This window comes from Serratia sp. JKS296 (assembly GCF_900215445.1).
Taxonomy (GTDB): Bacteria; Pseudomonadota; Gammaproteobacteria; order Enterobacterales; family Enterobacteriaceae; genus Serratia; species Serratia marcescens.
Genome location: NZ_OCMX01000001.1, coordinates 2508535 through 2527715, shown reverse-complemented (window position 1 = coordinate 2527715; position 19181 = coordinate 2508535). Strand labels below are relative to the sequence as shown.

Annotated in this window: 20 protein-coding genes; 12 read left to right on the top strand and 8 right to left on the bottom strand. The window is 56.0% G+C overall.

Annotated elements, in window-relative coordinates; genetic code table 11:
- Positions 1-8: 8 nt before the first annotated feature.
- Complete coding sequence (locus CRO23_RS11940) at positions 9-905, bottom strand: NAD(P)/FAD-dependent oxidoreductase (RefSeq protein WP_097102041.1); 897 nt, start codon at positions 903-905, stop codon at positions 9-11.
- Positions 906-1061: 156 nt separating this feature from the next.
- Between CRO23_RS11940 and CRO23_RS11935 the strand changes: the two genes are divergently transcribed.
- The 5 genes from CRO23_RS11935 (at position 1062) to CRO23_RS11920 (ending at position 7850) form a co-directional block, all read left to right on the top strand.
- Positions 1062-1676, top strand: a complete 615-nt coding sequence (locus CRO23_RS11935) for a TetR/AcrR family transcriptional regulator (protein ID WP_016927723.1) — start codon at positions 1062-1064, stop codon at positions 1674-1676.
- Positions 1677-1751: 75 nt separating this feature from the next.
- Positions 1752-2861 carry an efflux RND transporter periplasmic adaptor subunit gene (locus tag CRO23_RS11930; protein ID WP_079452138.1) on the top strand — a complete coding sequence of 370 codons (1110 nt, stop codon included), beginning with the start codon at positions 1752-1754 and terminating at the stop codon, positions 2859-2861.
- The gene (locus CRO23_RS11925) at positions 2858-5968 is read left to right on the top strand and encodes an efflux RND transporter permease subunit (RefSeq protein ID WP_097102039.1); all 3111 of its coding nucleotides are present in this window, start codon (positions 2858-2860) and stop codon (positions 5966-5968) included. The genes CRO23_RS11930 and CRO23_RS11925 overlap by 4 nt, the downstream gene beginning before the upstream one ends.
- On the top strand, positions 5961-6137 hold the full coding sequence (locus CRO23_RS25080) for a hypothetical protein (RefSeq protein ID WP_176519324.1): 177 nt from the start codon (positions 5961-5963) through the stop codon (positions 6135-6137). The genes CRO23_RS11925 and CRO23_RS25080 overlap by 8 nt, the downstream gene beginning before the upstream one ends.
- 177 nt (positions 6138-6314) lie before the next feature.
- Positions 6315-7850 carry a phospholipase D family protein gene (locus CRO23_RS11920; protein ID WP_016927720.1) on the top strand — a complete coding sequence of 512 codons (1536 nt, stop codon included), beginning with the start codon at positions 6315-6317 and terminating at the stop codon, positions 7848-7850.
- Here CRO23_RS11920 and CRO23_RS11915 read toward each other — a convergent pair.
- Positions 7810-8187: a thioredoxin family protein gene (locus CRO23_RS11915; protein WP_097102037.1), complete on the bottom strand. Its 378-nt coding sequence runs from the start codon at positions 8185-8187 to the stop codon at positions 7810-7812. The two genes, CRO23_RS11920 and CRO23_RS11915, sit on opposite strands and share 41 nt — an antisense overlap.
- Complete coding sequence (locus CRO23_RS11910) at positions 8184-8606, bottom strand: MAPEG family protein (protein ID WP_079449712.1); 423 nt, start codon at positions 8604-8606, stop codon at positions 8184-8186. Before CRO23_RS11910 ends, CRO23_RS11915 begins: the two co-directional genes overlap by 4 nt.
- A 185-nt stretch (positions 8607-8791) precedes the next feature.
- Between CRO23_RS11910 and CRO23_RS11905 the strand changes: the two genes are divergently transcribed.
- Positions 8792-9106, top strand: coding sequence for an ArsR/SmtB family transcription factor (locus CRO23_RS11905; protein WP_016927717.1), 315 nt, complete (start codon positions 8792-8794; stop codon positions 9104-9106).
- A gap of 245 nt (positions 9107-9351) precedes the next feature.
- Positions 9352-10437: an NAD(P)-dependent alcohol dehydrogenase gene (locus CRO23_RS11900; RefSeq protein WP_079449713.1), complete on the top strand. Its 1086-nt coding sequence runs from the start codon at positions 9352-9354 to the stop codon at positions 10435-10437.
- Positions 10438-10499: 62 nt separating this feature from the next.
- Here CRO23_RS11900 and CRO23_RS11895 read toward each other — a convergent pair whose 3' ends face one another.
- From CRO23_RS11895 to CRO23_RS11885, 3 genes are all read right to left on the bottom strand, one after another.
- Complete coding sequence (locus CRO23_RS11895; RefSeq protein WP_016927715.1) at positions 10500-11441, bottom strand: sugar phosphate isomerase/epimerase family protein; 942 nt, start codon at positions 11439-11441, stop codon at positions 10500-10502.
- Between the two features lie 10 nt (positions 11442-11451).
- Positions 11452-12627: a Gfo/Idh/MocA family protein gene (locus CRO23_RS11890; protein WP_097102035.1), complete on the bottom strand. Its 1176-nt coding sequence runs from the start codon at positions 12625-12627 to the stop codon at positions 11452-11454.
- A gap of 67 nt (positions 12628-12694) precedes the next feature.
- The gene (locus CRO23_RS11885; RefSeq protein WP_097102033.1) at positions 12695-13618 is read right to left on the bottom strand and encodes a substrate-binding domain-containing protein; all 924 of its coding nucleotides are present in this window, start codon (positions 13616-13618) and stop codon (positions 12695-12697) included.
- A 317-nt stretch (positions 13619-13935) separates the two neighbouring features.
- Between CRO23_RS11885 and CRO23_RS11880 the strand changes: the two genes are divergently transcribed.
- From CRO23_RS11880 to CRO23_RS11870, 3 genes are all read left to right on the top strand, one after another.
- Positions 13936-14946, top strand: a complete 1011-nt coding sequence (locus CRO23_RS11880; RefSeq protein WP_097102031.1) for a LacI family DNA-binding transcriptional regulator — start codon at positions 13936-13938, stop codon at positions 14944-14946.
- A gap of 36 nt (positions 14947-14982) precedes the next feature.
- Complete coding sequence (locus CRO23_RS11875; RefSeq protein ID WP_079452135.1) at positions 14983-15495, top strand: hypothetical protein; 513 nt, start codon at positions 14983-14985, stop codon at positions 15493-15495.
- Positions 15496-15580: 85 nt separating this feature from the next.
- Positions 15581-15961 carry a nuclear transport factor 2 family protein gene (locus tag CRO23_RS11870; protein WP_049299244.1) on the top strand — a complete coding sequence of 127 codons (381 nt, stop codon included), beginning with the start codon at positions 15581-15583 and terminating at the stop codon, positions 15959-15961.
- A 112-nt stretch (positions 15962-16073) separates the two neighbouring features.
- Here CRO23_RS11870 and CRO23_RS11865 read toward each other — a convergent pair whose 3' ends face one another.
- On the bottom strand, positions 16074-16595 hold the full coding sequence (locus tag CRO23_RS11865; RefSeq protein ID WP_441347584.1) for a GrpB family protein: 522 nt from the start codon (positions 16593-16595) through the stop codon (positions 16074-16076).
- A gap of 265 nt (positions 16596-16860) precedes the next feature.
- Between CRO23_RS11865 and CRO23_RS11860 the strand changes: the two genes are divergently transcribed.
- Together CRO23_RS11860 and CRO23_RS11855 are read left to right on the top strand one after the other, a co-directional pair.
- On the top strand, positions 16861-17238 hold the full coding sequence (locus tag CRO23_RS11860; RefSeq protein ID WP_016927710.1) for a VOC family protein: 378 nt from the start codon (positions 16861-16863) through the stop codon (positions 17236-17238).
- Positions 17239-17304: 66 nt separating this feature from the next.
- Positions 17305-18141, top strand: a complete 837-nt coding sequence (locus tag CRO23_RS11855) for a DUF3626 domain-containing protein (protein WP_049299246.1) — start codon at positions 17305-17307, stop codon at positions 18139-18141.
- 63 nt (positions 18142-18204) lie between these two features.
- Here CRO23_RS11855 and CRO23_RS11850 read toward each other — a convergent pair whose 3' ends face one another.
- On the bottom strand, positions 18205-19140 hold the full coding sequence (locus tag CRO23_RS11850) for a GlxA family transcriptional regulator (protein ID WP_176519323.1): 936 nt from the start codon (positions 19138-19140) through the stop codon (positions 18205-18207).
- Positions 19141-19181 lie beyond the last annotated feature (41 nt).

The following is a 19181-nucleotide window of genomic DNA, read 5'->3' as shown; positions in this document are numbered from 1 at the left end:
GCTTGCACTCAAGTGAGCATCGACTGCTGAGCGAAGATACCCGCCATCGCGCCTTGCCATGTCGCCGTGGTGGCTGAGGGGATGCCGGCGTTGGCAAGGTCACCGGCGGCATAGATGCCTGGCATACTGGTTTCGTGGCGCTCATCGGTCTTAAGGACGATGCCGGTTGGCGTATTGAGCGTGGCGAGGCCCAGTGCGTCATGAAGGTGTGTGGACGGCCTGGTAAGCGGATGTGCGAAGAGAATATCGACTGCGACATCGGTGCCGGTATCGATCTTGATGGTGGCAATCTGGCTCCCGTGACGTGCGATTTCGGCGATCCGACCATCAACGAGAGGGACCTGACGGGCCGCCAGTTCGGTCCGTATGTCGGGAGGGATGTCGTGTCCATTGCTGAAGACAGTCAACCTGTCGGTCCAGTCGTGAAACAGCCTGACCTGATTCATCGACTGCGCTCCAGACCAGACGAGGCCCCAATGCTGGTCAGCAACTTCGAAGCCATCGCAATAGGGGCATGGGATGACGGATGTGCCCCAGCCTTCAGCAAAGCCAGGAATGTCAGGCATCTGGTCAACAACGCCATAGCTCAGGATCAGGCGGCGCGCACGTAGGGTTTCAGTATCGCCAGTGAGGACGGAGAAATTGTCGATAGTACCGGAGATGCTGTCCGCGCGGGCATTAACCATCTTGATGGCAGGGTAGCGCGCGAGTTGCTGCCGCGCCGCGGCCAGGATCTCGGACGGTGGTTTGTCATCGTGGCCGAGCACACCGTGTGAACGGTTAGCGAAGCGGTTGCGCTGAAGGCCGGTATCGAGAACGGTGACCGTGCGACGGGCACGGCCAAGCTGCAGGGCTGCGGCGAGACCGGCAAAGCTGCCGCCGATGATGATGACGTCATTATTCATGGTGAGATGTTCCGTTTTGTTGATTCAGTGGAGTGCCCGGGGTCGCTGTATCATCCGGCGAAAAATCTGTCAGAGCGCAAGTGTATTTAGGGTTGTGACCATATTACAAGACGGTCACTCGTTGTCAACCGAGCTTCATTGGGCTAAGATGGGAAAATGACTAAACAGATGAATGAAACTCCTTCCAGGGGACCTTCCGACCACAGTGTCCGCGATCAGGTCGTTGAGGCGGCCACTGAGCATTTCGGTCACTATGGCTACGAAAAAACAACGGTTTCCGACCTCGCCAAAGCAATTGGTTTTTCAAAAGCTTATATCTATAAATTTTTCGATTCCAAGCAGGCGATTGGAGAAGTGATCTGCGCTAATCGGCTGGCGATCATAAGGGACATTGTCAACGCAGCGATTGCGGATGCGCCGACAGCCGCAGAGAAAATAAGGCGATTATTCAAGGCATTGTCAGAATCTGGCTGCGATTTGTTTTTTCATGACCGTAAGTTGCACGATATTGCGGCCGTTGCTGTGCGTGACAAATGGCCCTCAGCACAAGCTCATGAGCAGCACCTGCGGCAGCTCATTGAGCAGATCATTGTTGAAGGGCGCCAGGCAGGTGAGTTTGAAAGAAAAACGCCACTGGACGAGGCGGCGGATGCAATTTTTATGGTCATGCGTCCCTATATCAGCCCGGTTCAGCTGCAATATAATTTGGAAACCGTTCAAGCAGCGGCGGTATTGCTGCCATCACTGATCCTGAGAAGTTTGTCACCCTGACATTGTGACCATTGACAATAATGGTCACAAGTATAAGTATGGGTTCCTGTCCTGTTTAATTCATTAAGGGAACCCATGCTCGGACTTAAACCTGTTACCTTTGCTGTCTGTCTGTTGCCGTTTGCCCTTGTGGCCTGCGGTGAGGCTTCCGATAACAGCGATCCACGCAGTCTGCCACCTCTGGTCAGGTCTGCCGCAGCGATCAATGCAACCGACTTTTCCCGTGCTTTTACGGGGGTGGTTGTTGCACGAATTCAGAGCGATCTTGGTTTCAGGGTTCAAGGCAAAATCCTGGAACGTCTCGTCGATACCGGTCAGGCCGTGAAACGTGGTCAGCCGTTAATGCGTCTGGACCCGGTTGATCTGAGCCTACAGGCTCAGGCTCAGCAACAGGCCGTCGCCGCAGCAAAAGCGCGAGCCCGACAGACAGCGGATGATGAATCGCGTTATCGCGGTCTGGTCACCACAGGCGCTGTGTCGGCATCCGCTTACGATCAGGTTAAGGCTGCCGCAGAGACGGCCAGGGCTGACCTCAGTGCCGCCAAGGCGCAGGCGAATGTGGCGCAAAACGCCATGGGCTATGCAGTCCTGGTCGCTGACGCCGACGGAGTGGTGATGGATACGCTGGCCGAACCTGGTCAGGTGGTCAGTGCCGGACAGCCAGTTATCAGGCTGGCGAGGGCAGGACAACGCGAAGCGGTCGTCCAGTTGCCTGAGACGCTGCGCCCGGTAATTGGAAGCGTGGCACAGGCCTCTCTGTACGGCAGCGATACACCCTCTGTTTCTGCGAAGCTACGGTTACTCTCTGATGCAGCCGATCCGCTGACGCGCACGTTTGAAGCAAGGTACGTGCTCGACGGTCCATTGTCTGGTGCCCCTCTGGGGGCCACTGTCACCATCCATATTGCGCAGGACAGAGCATCGCAGCCGTTGCTGCAGGTGCCTTTAGCGGCTGTTTTTGACGCGGGTAAAGGCCCGGGGGTCTGGAGCATTTCAGGAAATCCCGCCAGAGTGACATGGCGGTCCGTGCAGGTCGTGAGCCTCGGGGATGATGCAGCAAGCGTCGCCGGCAGCCTTAAGCCTGGCGAACAGGTCGTGGCGCTGGGCGCTCATCTACTGCATGATGGTGAAACAGTCCGGCTGGCGAAGCAGAGCGATATCCGTGTCGCCGGGAGTCGTCCATGAGTCGCGGACGTTTCAATCTTTCCGCGCTCGCCGTCCGCGAGCGCTCCGTTACGCTGTTTCTTATCCTGTTGATCACCGTTGCCGGTATTCTCTCGTTCCTTGGGCTGGGGCGTGCAGAAGACCCGCCTTTTACGGTCAAGCAGATGACCATCATTTCCGCCTGGCCTGGAGCAACGGCTAAGGAAATGCAGGATCAGGTGGCCGAACCGCTGGAGAAGCGTCTCCAGGAGCTCAAGTGGTATGACCGCACAGAGACCTACACGCGTCCCGGTCTGGCTTTTACCATGCTGTCATTGCTGGACAGCACTCCCCCCTCAGAGGTCCAGGAAGAGTTCTATCAGGCACGCAAAAAACTCAGCGACGAGGCTAAAAATTTGCCGGCAGGGGTGTCTGGACCGATGGTCAACGATGAGTTTTCGGATGTCACGTTTGCGCTCTTTGCGCTGAAGGCAAAAGGAGAGCCACAGCGGCTACTGGTGCGCGATGCCGAGTCATTACGCCAGCGCTTATTACATGTTCCCGGGGTAAAAAAGGTCAATATTATCGGTGAGCAGGCCGAGCGGATATTTGTCTCATTTTCACATGACCGTCTGGCAACCCTGGGGGTCTCTGCCCAGGATATCTTTGCAGCCTTGAACAACCAGAACGTGCTGACACCTGCGGGCTCGATAGATACCCGTGGTCCGCAGGTTTTTATCCGTCTGGATGGGGCTTTTGACACACTGGAAAAAATTCGTGAAACGCCGATTGTGGTGCAAGGGAGGACGCTGAAGCTTTCCGATGTGGCGACGGTCGAGCGTGGCTACGAAGATCCGGCGACCTTTATGGTGCGTAATCAGGGCGAACCTGCACTTCTGCTGGGTATCGTGATGCGTGAGGGTTGGAATGGTCTGGAGCTGGGTAAAGCGCTGGATAAGGAAGCCGCCAGCATCAATGCGGACATGCCACTCGGCATGACATTCGTAAAAGTCACCGATCAGTCAGTTAACATCAGTTCCGCCGTAGATGAGTTCATGATCAAATTTTTCGTCGCGTTGCTGGTCGTGATGGTGGTCTGCTTTCTCAGTATGGGTTGGCGTGTGGGTGTGGTGGTCGCTGCTGCTGTGCCCCTGACGCTGGCTGTCGTCTTTGTGGTCATGGAGGCGTCAGGTAAAAACTTCGACCGTATTACCCTGGGCTCGCTCATCCTGGCCCTGGGGTTGTTGGTGGATGACGCCATCATTGCCATTGAAATGATGGTGGTGAAAATGGAGGAGGGGTACGACCGAATCAAAGCCTCAGCCTATGCATGGAGCCACACTGCTGCGCCGATGCTGGCGGGCACCCTGGTGACGGCCGTTGGCTTTATGCCCAACGGTTTTGCACAATCCACGGCGGGTGAATATACCAGCAATATGTTCTGGATTGTGGGAATTGCATTGATTGCTTCCTGGGTGGTGGCAGTGGTGTTTACCCCTTACCTTGGGGTGAAAATGCTGCCGGATATCAAAACGGTTCAAGGGGGGCACACAGCTATCTACAACACCCGCCGCTACAACCGTTTTCGTCAGTTGCTGGCGCGGGTCATCGCGCGAAAATGGCTGGTCGCGGCTTCTGTCGTCGCGGTATTCACCGTTGCGGTTCTCGGCATGGCGCTGGTGAAAAAACAGTTTTTCCCGACGTCTGACCGGCCAGAGGTCCTTGTGGACGTCCAGATGCCATATGGCACGTCCATTGAACAGACCAGCGCCGCCGTGACGAAAATTGAGGACTGGCTGAAGCACCAGAAAGAAGCAAAAATCGTGACGGCTTATATCGGGCAAGGGGCACCACGTTTTTATCTCGCCATGGCACCGGAGCTACCCGATCCCTCTTTTGCGAAAATTGTTATCCTGACGGACAATGAGGGATCCCGTGAGGCGCTCAAGTTCCGTCTTCGCCAGGCTGCGGCTGATGGACTGGCTCCTGAGGCGCGAGTTCGCGTGACCCAACTGGTGTTTGGCCCCTATTCACCCTATCCGGTTGCCTTCCGTGTGACAGGGTCAGATCCGACTGTATTACGAGGCATCGCGGACAAGGTGAAAATGGTGATGCAGGCCAGCCCGCTGATGAGAACGGTCAACACGGATTGGGGCTCACGCGTGCCAACGCTGCATTTCACCCTGAATCAGGACCGCCTGCAGGCAGTGGGGCTGACGTCAAATGCAGTGGCCCAGCAGCTTCAGTTCTTGCTTTCGGGTGTTCCGGTCACCGCGGTGCGCGAAGATATCCGTTCGGTGCAGGTCGTGGGACGCGCTGCCGGCGATATCAGGCTTGATCCGGAGAAAATAGAGGGTTTCACCCTGATCGGTTCTGCCGGGCAGCGTATTCCGTTATCGCAGGTTGGCGAGGTCGAAGTGCGCATGGAAGACCCGGTCCTGCGACGTCGCGACCGTATGCTAACCATTACCGTGCGAGGCGATATCGCCGAATCCCTTCAGGCACCTGATGTCTCCACTGCGATTTTCAAACAACTGCAGCCCATCATCACAACGCTTCCGAATGGATACCGGGTGGAACAGGCTGGCTCTATTGAGGAGTCAGGGAAAGCGACCCAAGCGATGGTGCCGTTATTCCCTATCATGATAGCCATGACATTGCTGATCATTATCCTTCAGGTGCGTTCGATGTCGGCGATGGTGATGGTCTTTATGACCGCACCGCTGGGGCTGGTCGGTGTGGTGCCAACCTTGCTGCTCTTCAACCAGCCCTTTGGCATCAATGCGCTGGTTGGTTTGATTGCCCTGTCAGGGATCTTGATGCGCAACACGCTGATCCTCATCGGGCAGATTCATCACAACGAGCAGGAAGGGCTTGAACCCTATCATGCGGTCATTGAGGCAACGGTACAGCGCTCCAGGCCTGTACTGCTGACGGCGATGGCGGCCATTCTGGCCTTTATCCCGTTAACCCACTCGGTATTTTGGGGAACCCTGGCCTATACCCTGATAGGCGGGACACTGGGTGGGACCATTATTACGCTGGTGTTCCTGCCTGCTATGTATGCCATCTGGTTCCGGATAAAGAGCCCAACGGCAACCTTGCCAACCGAAAACCATTCCACGTCTGAAGGATTAAAAAATGTCTGAACATAAAGCCGTTCTGATTACCGGCGTTTCATCAGGCATTGGCGGGGCTGCCGCCTTGGCTTTTAAAGCCAGAGGTTGTCAGGTATTTGGTACCGCCAGGTATATCAATGGCGTTGCGCTGACAGAAATGGATGTTCGTCATTTAAGGAGCATGCCTAAGCGGGAGTAAATTCAAGCCGATAGATGTGCCAGTTGTGCAATACGGCGCAACTGGCATGATTTTGATAGTACCGTAAGATATTTTTTCGTTTTCCAAGCGGACCTCGCGCATAGCGCGCTTCTCCTATAGATTGAAGCAACCTAATGACGTATAAAGCAAAGCAGTCAACCTCCGAGGCCGCTTCCCGTGATAAAAATTGTCGTGTATCTGATTATCGCCGTGACGATCGCCATTATTGCGGCAAGAGTCATCTTTCGTTTGCCGGATATTTCGCAGCGTTCGCCGCAGGCGGCGCTGCCGGCGGATCCTACCGCGCTATTGCCGGCACGGGCCGCCGAACAGATGGCGGCACATCCCGGCCTGAGCGGCGTGGTGCCGCTGGTCAGCGGCCACGATGCGTTCGCCAGCCGCCTTGCGCTGGCGCGGATGGCGGAAAGGTCTATCGATGCCCAGTACTATATCTGGCATAACGACACCTCCGGGCAGATCCTGCTGAAAACCTTGTATGACGCCGCCCAGCGCGGCGTGCGCGTGCGGCTGCTCTTGGATGATAACGGCGTCGCCATGGACGAGACCCTGGCGGCGCTGAACGCCCAGAAAAACGTCGAGATCCGTCTGTTCAACCCATCAACCGTGCGCACGCCGAAGTTGGCCGGCTACGCCTTTGACTTTATGCGCATGAACCGGCGCATGCATAACAAGTCTTATATCGTCGACGGCGCTGTGGCGATCATCGGCGGCCGCAACATCGGCGACGAGTATTTCCAGGTCGGCGACGAAAACTATTTCCTCGATCTCGATGTGTTGAGCGTCGGCAACGTGGTGGCGGAAACCGCCGAGGTCTTCGATCGCTACTGGAACAGCGCTTCGGTGTTTGGCGTTGAGCAAATTATCCGAGGCAAAGGCAATCTTTCTGCTTTCCTGACGCAGGCCACCGCGACCGAAAGCAGCGACCGGGCCCGCAAACTGGCGGTGCAGCTGGAAACCAGTGCGGTGCGTTTTCGCGATGGCGCCGTGCAGCCGGAATTCACTCAGGTCGAGCTGGTGGCCGACGATCCGGCGAAAGGGTTGGGTAGGGCTTCGCGCGATCGTTTGATGGTGACGCAGCTCAGCAAGATCATCGGCGGCGTCAACCAGCAATTGGATCTGGTCTCCGCCTATTTCGTGCCGGGCCGGGAAGGGGCAAGCTTTTTTGAATCGCTTGCCAAACAGGGGAAGTCCATCCGCGTGCTGACCAACGCGATGAACACCACCGACGTGCTGGTGGTGCATGCGGGCTATGCCAAATACCGACGTGAGCTGCTGCAGGCGGGCGTGGAGCTGTTCGAGTTGAAATTGCGCGCCGGCCAACCGACGGGGCGCAAGGAGCTTAAACCGCTAGGGCTGTCCGGCGCGGCGCTGCACGCGAAAACCTTCGCCATCGACGATAAGCGGGTGTTTATCGGTTCGTTCAATTTCGATCCGCGCTCGGCGCACCTGAACTGCGAAATGGGATTCTTGATCGACAGCCCGACGTTGGCGGCCGACACCCGTCAACTGTTTGATGGCCCGCTCGAGTATGCCGCCTATCGGCCGACATTGACGCCCAAGGGCAAAATGGTGTGGAACGAAGCCTTCGAAGACGGCCACACCGAGGTGCATCAACAAGAGCCCGGCGCCGGCTGGGTAAAACGCATCGTTCTCACAGTGGCCGGCTGGCTGCCGATCGAGTGGATGTTGTAACGGCGGCGAATGCCGCCGCCACCCGTTGAGTCAACCGTTGCAAGGGAACCTCGCCCGCGATGATTGCGATGAGGCGCGCATCCTCAAACAGGGCGAGGGAGGGCACGGATTTGATGCCGAATGCAGGGGCGAGCGTCGGCGCCTGCGCGACGTCAATGCTGCCGAAGGCGATCTCGTTGGCGTGACGGTGCAGCTGTTCAACGATCCCCTGCATATTCTGGCAGGGGCGGCACCAGGATGCGGAAAAGTAGAGGATGGCCCGCTGCCCCTCGGGTTTGTCCGCGTCATAGAGGAAACGGGTCACCTCATGGGGCTCCGCCAGGTTCGTGATCGTCATGGCAGGCTCCTGACGATCTCCATCCCCATCCAAAACATCGTGACGATTTGTGTGAAAAAGAAAACGAAGCGCCAGGTGGCGACGTTTTCCGTCTGCTCGAAACCGATGTGAACCAGACTCTGCGCCATGCGCGCGCCGAGCAGGACCAGAGACAAGACATTCAGCGTTGTGCTTTCCACCTGAAATACGGCTATCGCCACAACGAGGGCCGTATAAACCGGCAAATTCTCAATGCAGTTGCGATGCGCCGCAATGGCGCGCTGGTAGCCATCGCTGCCCTGCGGTTTGTTCGCTTGCCATTCGCTGACCGTGGCGCGGCCGGTTAAAATTCTGGACCAGCGATAAACGCCGACGGTGCCGAATAGAATCAATAATGTCCAGCCGGCAAACGCCAGCAGCACCAGGGTTGGCATATTCATAACGCATTCTCACTTGTGTAGGGGAAGGCCCGCGGCCTCAGGGAGAGCCAATCGGCTTGAACACAAGGTTATATTAGGATTGCATAAATTAGCAATACCTAATTTAATAAATGCTAATGTAATGCTGTGCCAGCGCCTGAAAGCCGCTATAATGCGGCTGAATGATGACGGGGCGGTGATTGACCATGAATGCAAAAGCTAAGCAGGATCCCTTTTTGATCGACGGAGCGGTTGAAGCCGCCAGGCTGTTGAAAGCGATAGGCAATGAACACCGCTTGCTGGTGCTTTGCCTGCTATTGAAACACGATGAGATTGCCGTGGGGGAGCTACAACAGTTGGTGCCGCTCAGCCAATCGGCGCTGTCGCAGCATCTGGCGAAAATGCGCAATGAAGGTCTGGTAACGTACCGACGCGAAGCGCAAACCCTGTTTTACCGCATCGATGACCCAAACGTGGCGAAAGTGATCGCCACGCTCAGAGAGATTTACGCGCCGAAGTGAACAGGGCGTTTTTGGAAAGAGAAATGATGCAGCGTCTGTCGATATAAATTGGCCGTGTTTTTCGGCAGAGTGATAAAGCAGAGTTTATTGGATGTTATTTTATTGAATTATATTTTTTATATTATTTACCGATAAAGATTACTGGCGTTTTTAATTATTTCCCAAGGCAGTAAAATCGGAAAAAATGACCGATTGGATTATTCTTTTCTGTAGCCACTTCGGCAGAAACCAAAGGATTTTCCGCCATGCGCATGATGAAAGCCGCCGCCTTTATCGAAAAGGGGCGAATAGAACTCATTGAAAAACCTATTCCTTCCCCTGGCCCCAACGATGCCTTGCTCAAAATAACCACGACGACAATCTGCGGCACGGATATTCATATCCTCAAGGGAGAATACACGGTGCCGCGCAGGTTGACCATTGGCCATGAGCCGGTCGGCATTATTGAAAAGTTGGGAAACAATGTTAAAGGCTTCGAAGAAGGGCAGCGGGCATTGGCCGGCGCCATTTGTCCCTCGTTCACGTCTTATGCCTGTCAGGATGGATTTCCCGCCCAGGACGGTTCTTATTTACCCGAATGTCGCTGCCACGGCTATAAAGCCACGGCGGGTTGGCGCTTCGGCAATGTTATCGACGGTGCCCAGGCTGAATATGTACTGGTGCCTGATGCTGAAGCCAATCTGGCGCTCATACCGGACGGTCTGACAGATGAACAGGTGCTGATGTGCCCGGATGTGATGTCTACCGGTTTTAAAGGCGCGGAAAATGCCAACATTAAAATTGGTGACACGGTGGCCATCTTCGCCCAGGGACCGATCGGTTTATGCGCCACTGCGGGCGCTCGCCTGCAGGGCGCCAGCCTGATTATTGCCGTCAGCAGCTCTCCCGAAAAGCTGATGATGGCGGGAAAGATGGGGGCAAACGTCTTGCTGAATTATAAGGAAACCGATGTGATTGATGAAATATTCAAGATTACGGCGGGGCGTGGTGTGGACGCCAGCATCGAGTGTTTGGGGACGCAGGCCACCTTTAATCAGGCGCTGCGTGTCTTAAAACCAGGTGGCACATTGTCCAGCCTTGGCGTCTATAGCGACGATATTCAATTGCCTGTCGAGGCGTTTGCCTATGGGCTGGGCGATCATACGATTCGTACGGCTCTGTGTCCCGGCGGCAAGGAGCGGATGCGCAGAATGATGAACGTCATCCAGCATGGCGGTTTGGATCTCACACCGTTCGTGACGCATCGTTTTCAGCTGGAGAATATTGCCGAGGCTTATCATATGTTCTCTGAAAAGCGCGATGGCGTGATTAAGTTGGCGATAACGCCGTAACTGTGCAACGCAGGATGAATCTGGCGCAGCGACTGCAGCGACCGCAACCGCTGCGCCTGGTGTTACCTGCTTATCGTCTGCTGCAGCGCCTGAACGGAAGAGGCGATGCCGGCATCGACCGACATGGTCAAGTCTTCCATTTCCAGCGACACCCAGTCGTTGTAACCCATCATGCGCACCACCGAGAAGAATTCCTTCCACCACTGCAGATCCCGGCCGCAGCCGACGGCGACATAGTTCCAGGCCCGGCCGGCCACCTCGTCGATCGGTTTGGTTTCCAGCAGTCCGTTAACTTCGACGACACCGCGCTCCAGGCGCACGTCCTTGCCGTGTACGTGGTGAATCGCGGGACCAAGGGCGCGGGCCACCGCGATGGGATCCGCGCCCATCCAGATCAAGTGGCTGGGATCGAGGTTCAGGCCCACCATCGGGCCAACGGCTTCGCGCAGCCGGAACAGCGTTTCCGGGTTCCACACCAGCATGGCGCTGAAGTTTTCCAGCGCAAAGCGCTCGACGCCGCACGCTTTGGCTCGGGCGACCAGCGCCTGCCAATAGGGGATCGCCACCTCATTCCATTGATAGTCCAGACAGTTTTTCACCGTAGGCGGCCAGCTGACGGTATAGGTGATCCAGTTGGGGACGGTGTCATGCGGGCTGGCCGGCGGCAGGCCGCTCATCATGACGATTTTCTTCACCCCCAGCAGGCCGGCCAGCTCCAGCGTATTGTCGGTTTGGCGCAGATGGCGCTGCCCCAGCTCGCCCGGATCGAGCGGATTGCCGGAGACATTGAGCGCGGCGATCTCCATGCCGCGGCTGGCCAGCGCTTGCTGCAGCTGCCGGCGTTTGGCGGGGTTGGCCAGCAGTTCCTCGGTATCCAGATGGGGCGCCGGGGACCAACCGCCGGTGGTCATCTCCACGCCGCGCACCCCCAGCTCCAGCAGCCGATCCAGCATCGGCTCGAAGGGTAAATGGCCCAGGCTGTCGGTACAGAACGAAAGTTTCATGGTGCTTTCCTTATTGGTAATTAACCCAGGTGGCGCCGTTGCCGGCGGAACGAACGCAGTTTTCAATCCAGCGCACGCCTTCCAATCCGGCATCGATATCCGGATAGATCAGCGCGGCCAGCGTCTGCCGATCGCCGCGCTGACTGGCGCTGATGGCGATGGCGAACTTGAGGTAAATATTGGCCCAGGATTCGGCTAGCCCTTCGGTATGCAACGCGCCGAGCCGCTCTTCGGCCAGCGCGCTGTCGTCCAGATAGGGCATGCCGTGGTGCAGCGTTTGGTTGGGCCGCCCCTGGATCTCATAGCGCAATTCGCCGGGCGTGGAATCGCTCCATTGCAGGCTGGCGCGTGAGCCCACCACGCGAATGCTTTGGCTGTCCATCGCGCCTGCGTTGATGGCGGAGGCCCACATGCGCCCGACGGCGCCGTTTTCGTAGTGCATCAGCACCATGGCATTGTCTTCCAGCGGGGCGCGGGAAGGGATAAAGCTCTGGCGATCGCACAGCAGGGAGGCAATTTTCATGTCGGGCATGACCAGCTGTGAGATGTAGAAGGTGTGGGTGGAAATGTCGCCCAGCACAAAGGAGGGGCCGGCGATTTTCGGATCGACACGCCACTTTTGCGCCTCGAACGTGTCCGCGCTTTCGTTGGCGTTGAAGCCATGGGTGTACTGCAATTCGACCATGCGTATTTCGCCGATGTCGCCGTTCGCGATCATGGCGCGCATCTGCATCAGCAGCGGATGCCCGGAGAAGCCGTAGGTTACGCCGACGATCAGGCCTTTCTCCGCCGCCAGCGCCTTGATTTCTCTCGCCTCCGCCGTAGTGAAGAACAGCGGTTTTTCGCAGATGACATGCAGGCCGGCATTCAGCGCGGCGCGCGTGATTTCATAGTGGGTGCCGTTAGGGGTGGCGATAGTCACCACCTCAACGCCATCTTCGCGGTTGGCCTCTTGTTTCAGCAACTGCTGATAGTCGTCATAGCAGCGTTCGGCGGGCACGCCGAGATTGACGCCAAACTCACGCCCGCGCGCCGCGTCGATATCAAAAGCGCCGGCAACCAGCCGATAGGCGGTATTGTCGCGCAGTGCGCCGGAACGGTGCTTGTAGCCCACCTGACTGAGGCGGCCGCCGCCGATCATCGCCCAACGCAGCGGGCGAGGGATGCTTCTTTCACCATTTAACATGCTGACTCCTGACACTGTGGCTTTGCACTCGGGTGCAAAGCGGGTTGAAAAAGAGAGTGGCAACGGTTTATTTCTGGTTCATCTGCGCAAATTGCGGGTAGTTTTCTCGCGTCACGGTGGCATAAGGCACCCAGTTGTAAGACTCGGTTTTGGCGTGATCCAACATCGCTCGGGTCACTTGCACCGCGCCGATCGCCTGGGCTTTGGCATCCTGGAAAATGGTCACCGCCAGGTCGCCGTTTTTGATAAATTGCAGGCCGTCGGGCGTGCCGTCGATACCGGCAACCCGTACGCCGTTCTTTTTGGCCTGCTTCAGCGCCATGATCGCGCCGATGGCCATCTCATCGTTGTTGGCGGCGATCGCATCGATCGGTACGCCGTTCAGCAACCAGCCGGCGACCACGTCGACCGCTTCATTGCGTTGCCATTTCGCAGTCTGTTTCTCTACCACTTTCAGCTCTTTGTGTTTGGCGATCACCGCTTCCACCGCGCGGGTGCGCTCGCGGGTTTCTTCGTTGGAGAGGGCGCCCATCAGGATCGCCACGTTGCCGCGGTAATTCATTTTTTTCGCCAGGGCCTCCATCTGCAGGCGGCCGCTGAGCGCCGAATCGGAGCCGACGTAGGCCGTCGCGCCGCTCAGCGGCACTTCGGGTTTGCGGTTGACGAAGATAAGGGGGATAGCGGCGCGTTTGGCGGCCGCTATCATCGGCTGGACGCCTTGCGTATCGACCGGGTTGAGGATAATGGCGTCCACGCCCTGATTAATCAGATCGTCTACCTGCTGCACCTGCAGGGCGACATCGCCTTTGGCATCGACGAACTGGCCTTGCAGCTGCTGCGCAGCCAGTTCACGCGCCATTTGGCTGCGCAGGATGGAGACGAAGTTGAGATCGAAATTGGCCAGCGCCACGCCGACCTGATAGCTCTTGGCCTGAGCGGTCATGACAAACAGCGAGCAGGCTAACATCAACAACAGTCTGGTTTTTTTCATTACGGTATCCTGTTGAGAAGAGAGGTGTTATGTAAAAAAAACGTTTTTGCAACCGGGTGCAAATCAGAAGGAAAAACGGCGACGAGTCTCTGAATGCCACCGTGAATGTCGGCCATGGATAAAATTTGGTCAACAGGGGAAAGGTGAAAACAGCGCGGACGATCACAAACTCTTTACGTTTTGCACCCGGTTGCACAACAAATTGCAATCGGGTGCAAAAACGATACATAATTGCAGCAGATATGCCGACAGGCGCTTAGGGGATCTGAGCGAGCAGGGTATAGTTTGACTTCACCGAAGCAGGGATCGACGCAACCATGATAAAACACCACAAAGCCACCGCCAGCGACGTCGCCGAAAAGGCCGGCGTCTCTAAATGGACGGTATCGCGCGCCTTTACGCCTGGTGCGTCGATCTCGGACAACGCGCGTGAAAGCGTGTTGGCGGCGGCCGCCGAGCTGGGCTATCGGCCAAACCTGCTGGCGCGCAGCCTGTCGCAAAAACGCACGCACATCATTGGCGTAGCCATCGACGAGATGAAGAACCCGCATTCGATGATGATGCTCGATATGGTCACCAAACAGCTGCAAACCCGCGGCTATATGGCGCTGCTGCTGAACATCACCGCGGGCGAAAACTACCGGGCGGTGATGGCGATGGCCGACCAGCTGCAGGTCGATGGCATTCTGTTCCTGGCGACGGTGTTAACCAAAGAGTGGGCGGCGATCGCGCAAGATCTGCATCAGATCCCGCTGGTGCAGGTGTGCCGCAATACGGAAAGCGAACACATTGATGTGGTCAATATCGACGGCTACCGCGCCGGCGAAGAGATCGCTGCGCTGCTGATAGAGCAAGGGCATCGGCGCTTTGGTTACATGAAGGGGCCGGACACGCAAAGCAGCCATTTACTGCGCATGGAAGGCTACCGCGACAGGCTGATGGCCGCCGGCTTTCAGTTGAATCGGGTGCTCACCGCCGGCCACTACGATCGCCAACGCGGTTTCCAACTGATGAGCGAATACCTGCAGGCAACGCCGGAAAGCGAGCGGGTTGAGGCGCTGTTCTGCGAGAACGACGTGCTGGCGCTGGGGGCGCTCGAAGCGCTCAGGCAAACGGCGCCGTCGTCCGCGATGGCCGTGGTGGGCTTCGACGATATCGATGAGGCCGGCTCAGCCAACTGGGCGCTGACCAGCTACAGCCAACGCATCGACCGGCTTGTCGAAGAAGCCTTGAATCGCCTGATCGACAATCGCGCCACGGCAGACGGCGCCTGGCGGCACGGGGAATTGCGGGTTCGGCGGTCGCATTTGGGAGATAAACAGGCGTGAGGCTTTTTTGAGTGACGGCGTCACTTTTGAGGTTTGATGAGAACTCGTCGCGATACAAAGAAAAAACTCTATAGAAGAGAAAGCGTTACATCTAAAGGACCCATCGCCAGCGGTGGTGAATACCGTTGGGGACGCCATGGCAAACAGGCGGACGATGAGCAGTTGCCGCTGCGTGAAAGCATGCATGGGCGGATACAACATGGTATGGATTACACGCCGCTATTTCAATTTCTGCTCAGTAAAGTGGGCCAACCCTGGAATGAAGTACATAGCGAAGCGGTTAGTCGATTGGACAAACCAGCGCCCATTTTTTACCTGGTGGCGCTGCACCGTAAAAACTGGCGGAGCTATGTCTGCTGTGGTGAGTCGAGCTATTACAGCGGACTGTGTGTCGATGAACGCGGGATACTGCAGAAAGTGAACCCGGCATTCACCGCAGAAGATGTGCCGGTGAGATGCCGCTGTTGTACCTATACGTTCAACGGGGAACTCGTGCCTGTCACGGAAAAGAACTGGCAAAAGCCTTATGAGAAGGAGTCCTGGGAATAATCAGGTTTCACGAGTGTCATTCTGGTGTAGATTGACTGCCGAAGTTTGCCAGATTTCACGTAGCGCGATCAAAAAGGAGGGCATATTGACCCATTTTGCAGAGTGGCTTAGCCAAATTCAGGCGCTTGAGGTTGAACTGCACCAGCCAACGACGCGCTGCGATCCGAAACGTGTCGCGGCATTGTTGCATGAAGACTTTGAAGAGATCGGTCGTTCAGGGCTGCGCTATGACAAACGCCAGACCGTTGCGGCGCTGGAGATGGAAACGGATTATCCGCCGATTTTCGCCGAAGCTTTTAAGCTGGCGCAAATCAGCGAAGGTGCCGTGTTGCTGACGTATAAAAGTTTTCAGCGTGACGCACAGGGCCGCGCCGTTCGTTGCACTGAGCGCTCATCGATTTGGCTCCTGAAAGATAAAGAGGGTTGGCAGATGCGATTTCATCAAGGTACGCCGACTGATGATTGATTGCGTTTAAAAGCGGCGAGTGACAGTAAGCCTGGCGGGAAAATGGAATGTCGGAATGATAACGTTGAAGGTGAGGCGAGAGATGATGTGCAGGGCTAATCCCGGTGCGTATTCAGCATTTCAATTTAACATAATATACATTATACGCACCAAGGTGAAGGTATGTGGATTCTGCCGTCCAGGCCTGATTCTTGGGGTTTCTCCTGCGGCCAACTCGGCCAGCGCCAACTGCTCGTGCCGTTGAATAAATTCGGTTTTCAACCGGCCATAAGCCGCTGGTTTTGCCGGCAGTCTTCTGCTGCCTGGCATTTGATTGCCGCGTATTGCTGAGCAACATCATGATGCTTGCGCAGATAATCTCTGAACGCCAAATGTCTGATCGCCTGTTCACTCTCCGCAATAATGCATGCACGCGATGCGTGCGCTTGCCGTTCTCGCCACGCGGCGTATATCCCATGTCACGCATCCTGTCATTCAAGCTATCCAACGCCGCCAGACTTTCAACCTCCAGCAATATATCAATCGTTGGTTTGGCTGCCAGTTCCGGTACTGCTGTGCTGCCGATATGATGAATGGCCGTTAAAACGCCAGCCAATAATCTCGCGTAGTTTCGATGCGCGCTGCCATTTTCCACTTCAATAATGATGACCGGGCATGATTTTCAATGGCGCGTACCTGCCGGTATTGGCCAAGCATCCCCCTGCTTTTTTGATCGCGCTACGTGAAATCTGATAAAACGTAGCGGCTACGATACTGCAGATTTCTCTAAAACGCGTCATTTAAGCGGACAGTATTTGCACGCTAAATGCGCATTGGCGCGCGTTTGATCGCTTTCGGCACGCACCGCGGCGTTGGCTATACTGAATGGGAACATTCCTCCTCGCTCCAGGAGCCTCCCCATGTTTGATCATGTGAAATTTGGCGTCAGCGACTTTGCCCTCAGCAAAGCGTTTTTCCTCAATGCGCTGGCACCACTGGGCGTAAAAATCGTTGCCGAAGGCGACCCCGGCTATGGCATTGAGTTGTGTCCCGAACGGGGTAATGTGTCATTGTGCCTGTTTCAAACCGATGAAAAACCGGCGCATCTGCACCTGGCATTTGCCGCAAGCAGCCGTGAGCAGGTCGATGCGTTCTACCACGCCGCGCTAAACGCCGGCGGCAAAGACAATGGCGCGCCCGGTTTGCGGCCCAATTACCATGCCCATTACTATGCGGCATTTGTGATCGCCCCGGATGGCCACAATATCGAGGCTGTTTGCCACAATCCGATGGACTAATGATTTTTCTATTTAAAAAAGTCTGTTAATTATGACATTATACACTCTATTTAACATAACATTGTGATGCTCGCTAACCCTGTTCTGGCCGCCATTCTTCATATTTCCAGTAAAGCGGATGGTGATCCGTTACCGACAACGATGCCCGTCACGCTTAACTTCCATCCTGATGCGCTATACCGTGGAATGACCATGATTGAGGCGTTAGCTGAGGATGGCGTGTATCGTTCGCAGTTTGAAACGCATACCAGCAACGGTGGATTAACGGCATACCCCGGTGGAGATCGTTGGGCGTGGGAAAACGCTATTTTTGGCATGGCGTATGCTGACGCAAGCCCGGAACTACGCCCTAAATATGGGGCGCTCAATTACCGAAACAGCATTACGGGAGGCTCGCCGCGCTTTGGGTCATCGCATTTCCGTATGCGCCCAGCGGCCATGGAGAGAACGACATTCTGTTACCCCGATAGCTTTTTCGCGCCGTCACATTTTGCTACTGCCGAAAAGTGCGCGCTGATTGAATTAGCCGAGCGAGATAGCCCAATCACAGACGTTTTAGATAACTATATAGAAGCTCACATACACGGCATCATGACTATTGCGGACGACGTTGAAGCCGTAGTGCTGGATGGTTGCTATAAAGACACGCCGATCGACATTTTCGCTCACCGGCTAGCCTGCCCGGTAGAATGGCATCCTGGTTACCGGCTGGCGGAAAAACACCTACCCGAGTGCGTCGATTACCGGGGAAAAGAGATTGCCGATCTGGCGCGAAAACTCGTTAACAACGGTTTTGTTACGCCATTTGATATCGGGCTAGCTCGCGGGAAAGGTTATGACCCACAGCATTTGAAGAAGGTATGGCATTGCGTCGCTAAATTTGGCAGCCCCATCGCGGAGTAAAATATTCTGTAGGCTGATGTTATTGACGCTGCTCTTCCCTACTCTCCTTATATCTGAAGTCCCTCAGCCTTCAGTATGGCGTACCTGACGACGAATAACTTGCGGCGGCTGCCCAATCGTACGAATAAAAGCGCGTCGCATGCGTTCTCTGTCGATAAATCCTGTTTGCCTGGCGATCTCATCCAGCGAACTGTTGCTCTCCTCTAACATCGCCCGCGCCGATTCCAGCCGCAGATACTCAACGGCCCTTGCCGGCGACTGTCCGGTTTCCGCCTGAAAGATACGGCTGAATTGACGAGGCGACAGATTCGCCACGTCGGCCAGTTCTTCAATATTTAGACGACGGTCCAGATTGCGGCGCGCATAGCTCAGCACCTTCTGAATGCGATCGGTTTTCGGTTCCAGCTCCAGTAGTGACGAGTACTGCGATTGCCCGCCCGTGCGGCGATGGTAAAGCACCAGTTTTCGCGCTATAGACCGGGTGATATCGGGGCCCAAATCACTTTCGATCAACGCCAGAGCGAGGTCGATAGCCGCTGTCATCCCTGCTGATGTCCAGTACGGACCATCGCAAACAAATATCCGGTCTTCTTCAACCTGTATCTTCGGGTAGCGCTGCTTGAGTTCCCGGGCATACATCCAGTGCGTGGTGGCGCGATGTCCGTCCAGCATTCCGGCTTCCGCAAGCAAAAACGTCCCAATACACGCTGCTGCGACCCGACGGGCGAATGGCGCGGCGCGGCGCACGAACGCGATGGTATCGGGTGTCGCCTTTTCCATACTGGCGCCAAACAGCAAAACATCGTAATGCGTTTCAGTAAAGGCTTCCGTCACCACATCGAAGCCCGCGGATGTGCGTAACGCGCCGCCATTTTCCGAAAGCAAATGAATGTCATAGACCGGTTCCGGCAACACCATATTGGCGACTTCAAACGCGGTAATAACCGCAAAGCCCATCGGCGAATAACCGGGTGTGAGGATAAAACCGACTCTGCGCATATAGCGGACCCATCATAATCCAATGTCATAAAAAGGTGTTT